This is a genomic window from Sulfuricurvum sp. RIFOXYD12_FULL_44_77, from assembly GCF_001830725.1.
Lineage (GTDB): Bacteria > Campylobacterota > Campylobacteria > Campylobacterales > Sulfurimonadaceae > Sulfuricurvum > Sulfuricurvum kujiense_A.
Genome location: NZ_MIBU01000253.1, coordinates 1 through 4,601 on the forward strand (window position 1 = coordinate 1; position 4,601 = coordinate 4,601).

General features: G+C 45.9%; 6 protein-coding genes. 1 reads left to right on the forward strand and 5 read right to left on the reverse strand.

The genetic code is table 11. The features are described 5' to 3' along the window. Positions 1-24: 24 nt before the first annotated feature. From A2517_RS08955 to yajC, 4 genes are read right to left on the reverse strand one after another with little or no spacing between them, the layout of a single operon-like run. Positions 25-366: a DUF6394 family protein gene (locus tag A2517_RS08955; RefSeq protein ID WP_294896231.1), complete on the reverse strand. Its 342-nt coding sequence runs from the start codon at positions 364-366 to the stop codon at positions 25-27. An 11-nt stretch (positions 367-377) separates the two neighbouring features. After that, on the reverse strand, positions 378-1,349 hold the full coding sequence (secF, locus tag A2517_RS08960; protein ID WP_294896233.1) for a protein translocase subunit SecF: 972 nt from the start codon (positions 1,347-1,349) through the stop codon (positions 378-380). Between the two features lie 2 nt (positions 1,350-1,351). Beyond that, positions 1,352-2,917, reverse strand: coding sequence for a protein translocase subunit SecD (gene secD / locus A2517_RS08965; protein ID WP_294896235.1), 1,566 nt, complete (start codon positions 2,915-2,917; stop codon positions 1,352-1,354). Then, positions 2,907-3,173 (reverse strand): preprotein translocase subunit YajC, encoded by a 267-nt coding sequence (gene yajC / locus A2517_RS08970; RefSeq protein WP_294896237.1) that lies wholly within the window; start codon positions 3,171-3,173, stop codon positions 2,907-2,909. Before yajC ends, secD begins: the two co-directional genes overlap by 11 nt. A 69-nt stretch (positions 3,174-3,242) precedes the next feature. On the opposite strand from yajC, the gene A2517_RS08975 reads away from it, so the two are divergent. Beyond that, a complete protein-coding gene (locus tag A2517_RS08975) occupies positions 3,243-4,460 on the forward strand; it encodes an apolipoprotein N-acyltransferase (RefSeq protein WP_294896239.1) in 1,218 nt (405 codons plus the stop codon). An 11-nt stretch (positions 4,461-4,471) separates the two neighbouring features. Here the strand turns inward: A2517_RS08975 and A2517_RS08980 are convergent, their stop codons facing one another. Further along, positions 4,472-4,597, reverse strand: a complete 126-nt coding sequence (locus A2517_RS08980; protein ID WP_367187994.1) for a biotin/lipoyl-containing protein — start codon at positions 4,595-4,597, stop codon at positions 4,472-4,474. Positions 4,598-4,601: the final 4 nt, after the last annotated feature.

The window sequence follows — 4,601 nt, forward strand, 5'->3', positions numbered from 1 at the left end:
ATAATTCAAAAAAAACTCCTATATTTATTCGTAATTCTCTTTAGCTTTAGCACTCTCAATGAATACCATAAAAATTGAAAAAAGATTGGCGATCAAGGCACCGATAGCCAATGAAATAGCCCATGTTAGATTGCCGACTACTTCCATATAGATGAATGCGGGGATCAAATGCAAATCGGCAACCAAAGAGGCGGCGAGAAGCTCTGCCGCTAAAAGGTTACGGACACCCAATTTCAAAATGGTTGAGATCAGATTCAAACTCGCTGCAACAAACAGCATAATGGATGAATGATCGTACAAAAACCCCGCTACCGAGGTTAAACTCATCAGCGTGAAAAAAACATAAACGACTTTTCCCCAATCCATCCGTGGCTCCTTTAAACTATACCTTGTTCGAACTGCGCCCTAAGGCGCTCTTTTTCCGCTTCGCGCGCTGCCTTTTGTGAGAGTTTAGCACGATAATTCTTCACATCAAATCCAAACCATTTCAGTATCGGCGAGGCTACGAAAATCGAGCTGTACGTCCCTATTCCGATCCCTACAAGCAATGTAAAGGCAAATGCGTGAATAATCTCTCCGCCGAAAGCAAAAAGGATGATGACCACGAATAAGGTGGTCAATGATGTTAATGTCGTACGAGAGAGTGTTTTGGTAATCGATTCATCGATAATAGCTTCCAAATTCGTCTCTTTCGAGTCGGTGATCCCCTCACGGATGCGGTCAAAAACAATAATCGTATCGTTAATCGAATATCCCAAAACCGTCAACAACGCGGCGAGAACATCCAGATTGACATCCAATCCTACAAGAGCAATCGCCCCCATCGCAATGGATATATCATGTACCAGTGCTAAAACAGAGGCCACCGCAAAACGCCATTCAAAACGGAAAGCGACGTAAATCAAGATCCCTAAAACCGCAAGGGTAAGAGCCATAATCCCTTTTTCACGAAGTTCGCTTCCTACTTTTGCCCCAACGATATCGACACGTCGTATCTCAAATTTTCCGGTTCCGGCCAATTTTTCACGAACGGTATCTCCGATATCTTGCGTCACACTCTCAGAAGAGTTTTTCAGACGGATAACCACCTCATCGGGAGAGCCGAACTCATTGATAGAGGAGCCCTCAAACAATGCATTTCCACTAAGACGCTTGCGCATCTCATCGATAGGTGCACTCCCCTCATATTTAACCTGTACGATGGTTCCGCCGACGAAATCGATACCAAAATTCATCCCTTTGGTAAAAAGGAGGGCGTACGAACCCAAAACCATCATAATGGAGATAACAATCGCTATCTTCGATTTACCCATAAACGGAAGTGAACGGGTAGCTTTAAATAATTCCATACTTACCCCTTGATCCCGAAAAATTTACCCGGAGTTTTGGATTTAGACATTCGGTTTTCCAGTATCTGATAAATGCCGTGTGTCCCAACAATCGCCGTCAACATCGAAGCTAAAATACCGATACTGATCGTAATCGCAAACCCTTTGATCGCTCCAGTTCCATACACGTAGAGGACAACCGCTGCAATAAGCGTTGTGATGTTCGCATCCAAAATTGCCCGCATTGCATTGTCGTACCCCGCTTCGATCGCTTTACGCACCGAATTTCCCTCACGGATCAATTCGCGTATCCGCTCGGTAATAATAACATTCGCATCGACGGCCATACCGACGGTGAGGACAATCCCCGCCATACCCGGCAATGTCAATGTAGCTCCGAACAATGCCATAATGGCAAGGATCAGAAGGAGATTCACAACAAGGGCAATATTGGCAACTACCCCTGCCATACCGTAATACAGAATCATAAATAGCGCAACAAGGAGAAACCCGCCGATCAACGCGATCATACTCGCTTTGATGCTATCCGCTCCGAGGCTTGGCCCTACCGAGCGTTTTTCCATCATATAAATCGGTGCAAGCAATGCCCCTGAGCGCAGCGCAATCGCCAAATCGTTCGCTTCGGCGGTCGTATAGTTCCCGCTGATTTGACCCGATCCGCCGCCGATACGTTCATTGATCACAGGCGCTGAATAGACTTTGCCATCCAACACAATCGCAAGACGTTTGCCGACACTTTTACCGGTAAAATCACCGAAAATCTGCGCACCGGCAGAGTTGAGTGAAAAATTAATGACCGGACGGTTGTTTTGATCGTATCCCACCTGTGCATCGGTGAGCATCGTCCCATCTAGAATCGGGATTTCATTGACGAGATGTTTCATTTGCGGCTGAAGGGCATCTTCGAGAATTTTGTCCCCATACGTTGCCGCTTCCGCTTCGCTCAAATCATTGACACGCATAGAGCGATCTTCATCCACCGCCATCAGTTCAAGCTTCGCCGCACGAGAGATCAACTCACGTGCACGCTGCTCTTCCTCCGGTGTTTTGATCCCCGGAAGTTCAACGAGAATTTTATCAATTCCTTGTTTCGCAACGGTCGGTTCCGCCAATCCAAACTGATCAAGACGGTTACGAATCGTCTCGATTGCCTGATCGACCGCTTGGAGTTTGAGCTTTTCAACCGCTTCAGGGGTCATCGAAATAGCGTATTTCCCCTCAGACGCGTGAATCACTGTCCCCTCAATCGTTTTAAGCTGTTCATCCATAGCCGACGCATCGTCACTATCAAGCAACTCAAATACAACTTTCTCTTCTCGAACGCTGATCCCTTCGATCAAGATATCATTGCTCTCGGCAAAATGTTTGATTCCCGAAGCGATAGATTTGATCTGTGAATTGACCGCTTCTTCGGTTTTGACACCCAAAAGCATGTGCAATCCGCCCTGCAAATCAAGACCTAACGTAATCTTTTTCCCCTCGGAACTTTGGGTAAATGAGGGGTATGAGAAAAAAAGACCGAATACGGTAGCAAGTATCAGTAAAACAACGCGATAATTAAGCTTCATCCTCGTACTTTCTGGCAACCGCATCTTTGACAAGGCGCACTTCGGTCTCATTGTTCATTTTAATCATGAAATAAGTATCTTCAACTTTTTTGATCTCAACGATCAATCCGCCGGTGGTGATAATTTTATCCCCTCGGGTAAGAGCTTCAATCATCTCTTTATGTTTTTTAGCCTGCTGGTTTTGGGGACGAATGATCACGAAATACATAATAGCGATCAAAAAGACAAAAGGGAGAATTTGAGTAACAATTTCCATGGAGTTCCTTGGGTAATGTGAAATTGGGGCATTATACTGAAATGTGGCTAACAACGATATAATTACTCTATGAAATATCGAACTGCACCTATTATTGAACTCGTTCTTGCTCCATTGTTGATCGCCCTCTTTTTCTCAGCCTTTATCTATTGGGAACATTTCGCTCTCACCTCTAAAGCTTTGAACACTTTTTCAGGGCTTATTGCCCTTTATGCCCTTTTGCACGCACCCAAACGTACTATTCTCCTCAGCGGATTTTGGATCGGACTGCTGTGGTGCTATTGGATCGGATTTAGTTTCCAGTATTACGGTCTCGGATGGGCGACGTGGTTTGTCGCATTAGGATTCGGAATCGTCTATGCCCTCTATTACGGAACAATGGCACTCACCGCACATCCCCTTATCCGTGCGATTATCCTATTGGGTCTCACCTATATTTGGCCAATGGATTTCAACTGGATGCAACCCGAACTGATCTTCGTTGAAAGTTACATGGGATTTACCAAATGGCAGTTTGCCCTCATCCTCTTTTCGCTCGCCTCAACGGTATGGTTTGAGGGGTGGAAAAAGCTCCTTCCCCTTATCCTTCTTCTCGGCGCGGTTCAAACCTCGTATGCTACCCCGAACCTTCCTGATGTCAAGATCAAACTGGTCTCTACCGATATTTCGCAGGATTTTAAATGGCAGGGGGAGCGTTTAGAGCAAACTCTACAAGAAAATTTCGATGCTATTGATGACGCGATCGCGCAAGGGTATGATCTAATCGTCCTCCCCGAATCAGCATTCCCCCTCTATATGAATGAGCATACTGCGATATCCGAAGCGCTGGCAAAACGTTCCCTTCACATCGCCATACTGACAGGAACGTTGCATAAAGAAAATAACCTCAACTATAACGTCTCCTATCTTTTCGATCAGGGGAACGTCACGGTTGCGAAAAAAACAATCCTCGTCCCCTTCGGCGAGTACATTCCCCTCCCTGAATTTTTGCGAGGATGGGTTAATCGTGAGATTTTCGGAGGCGGGGCTGATTTTGTCACCGCTAGAGCCCCAACCGATTTCAGAGTCAAAGGGGTGAGCTTTCGCAATGCCGTCTGTTACGAAGCAACCCGAGAAGAGCTTTATACGCCGGAGGTTCGCTATATGATCGCCGTGAGCAACAACGGATGGTTCAAACCCTCCATTGAGCCGACGGTTCAAAAGCTGCTAATCCGTTTTTACGCACGGAAAAATAATACCGTTGTGTTTCACTCGGCCAACGGCGGAGGGAGCGGGATAGTCTATTAACGCTTGAAACGTTACTCGACAACCGCCAATACTTGACCGGCTTCGATTTTATCATTTACATTGACACTGATTGATGTTACTTTTCCACTGCGTGGAGCGACAACGTCGATCTCCATTTTCATTGCTTCGAGAATCATAATC

Bases quoted from the DNA above. Each gene is read 5' to 3' on its own strand.
- secD (WP_294896235.1), bottom strand. From the start codon at position 2,917: ATGAAGCTTAATTATCGCGTTGTTTTACTGATACTTGCTACCGTATTC.
- yajC (WP_294896237.1), bottom strand. From the start codon at position 3,173: ATGGAAATTGTTACTCAAATTCTCCCTTTTGTCTTTTTGATCGCTATT.
- A2517_RS08975 (WP_294896239.1), top strand. From the start codon at position 3,243: ATGAAATATCGAACTGCACCTATTATTGAACTCGTTCTTGCTCCATTG.
- A2517_RS08980 (WP_367187994.1), bottom strand. From the start codon at position 4,597: ATGATTCTCGAAGCAATGAAAATGGAGATCGACGTTGTCGCTCCACGC.
- A2517_RS08955 (WP_294896231.1), bottom strand. From the start codon at position 366: ATGGATTGGGGAAAAGTCGTTTATGTTTTTTTCACGCTGATGAGTTTA.
- secF (WP_294896233.1), bottom strand. From the start codon at position 1,349: ATGGAATTATTTAAAGCTACCCGTTCACTTCCGTTTATGGGTAAATCG.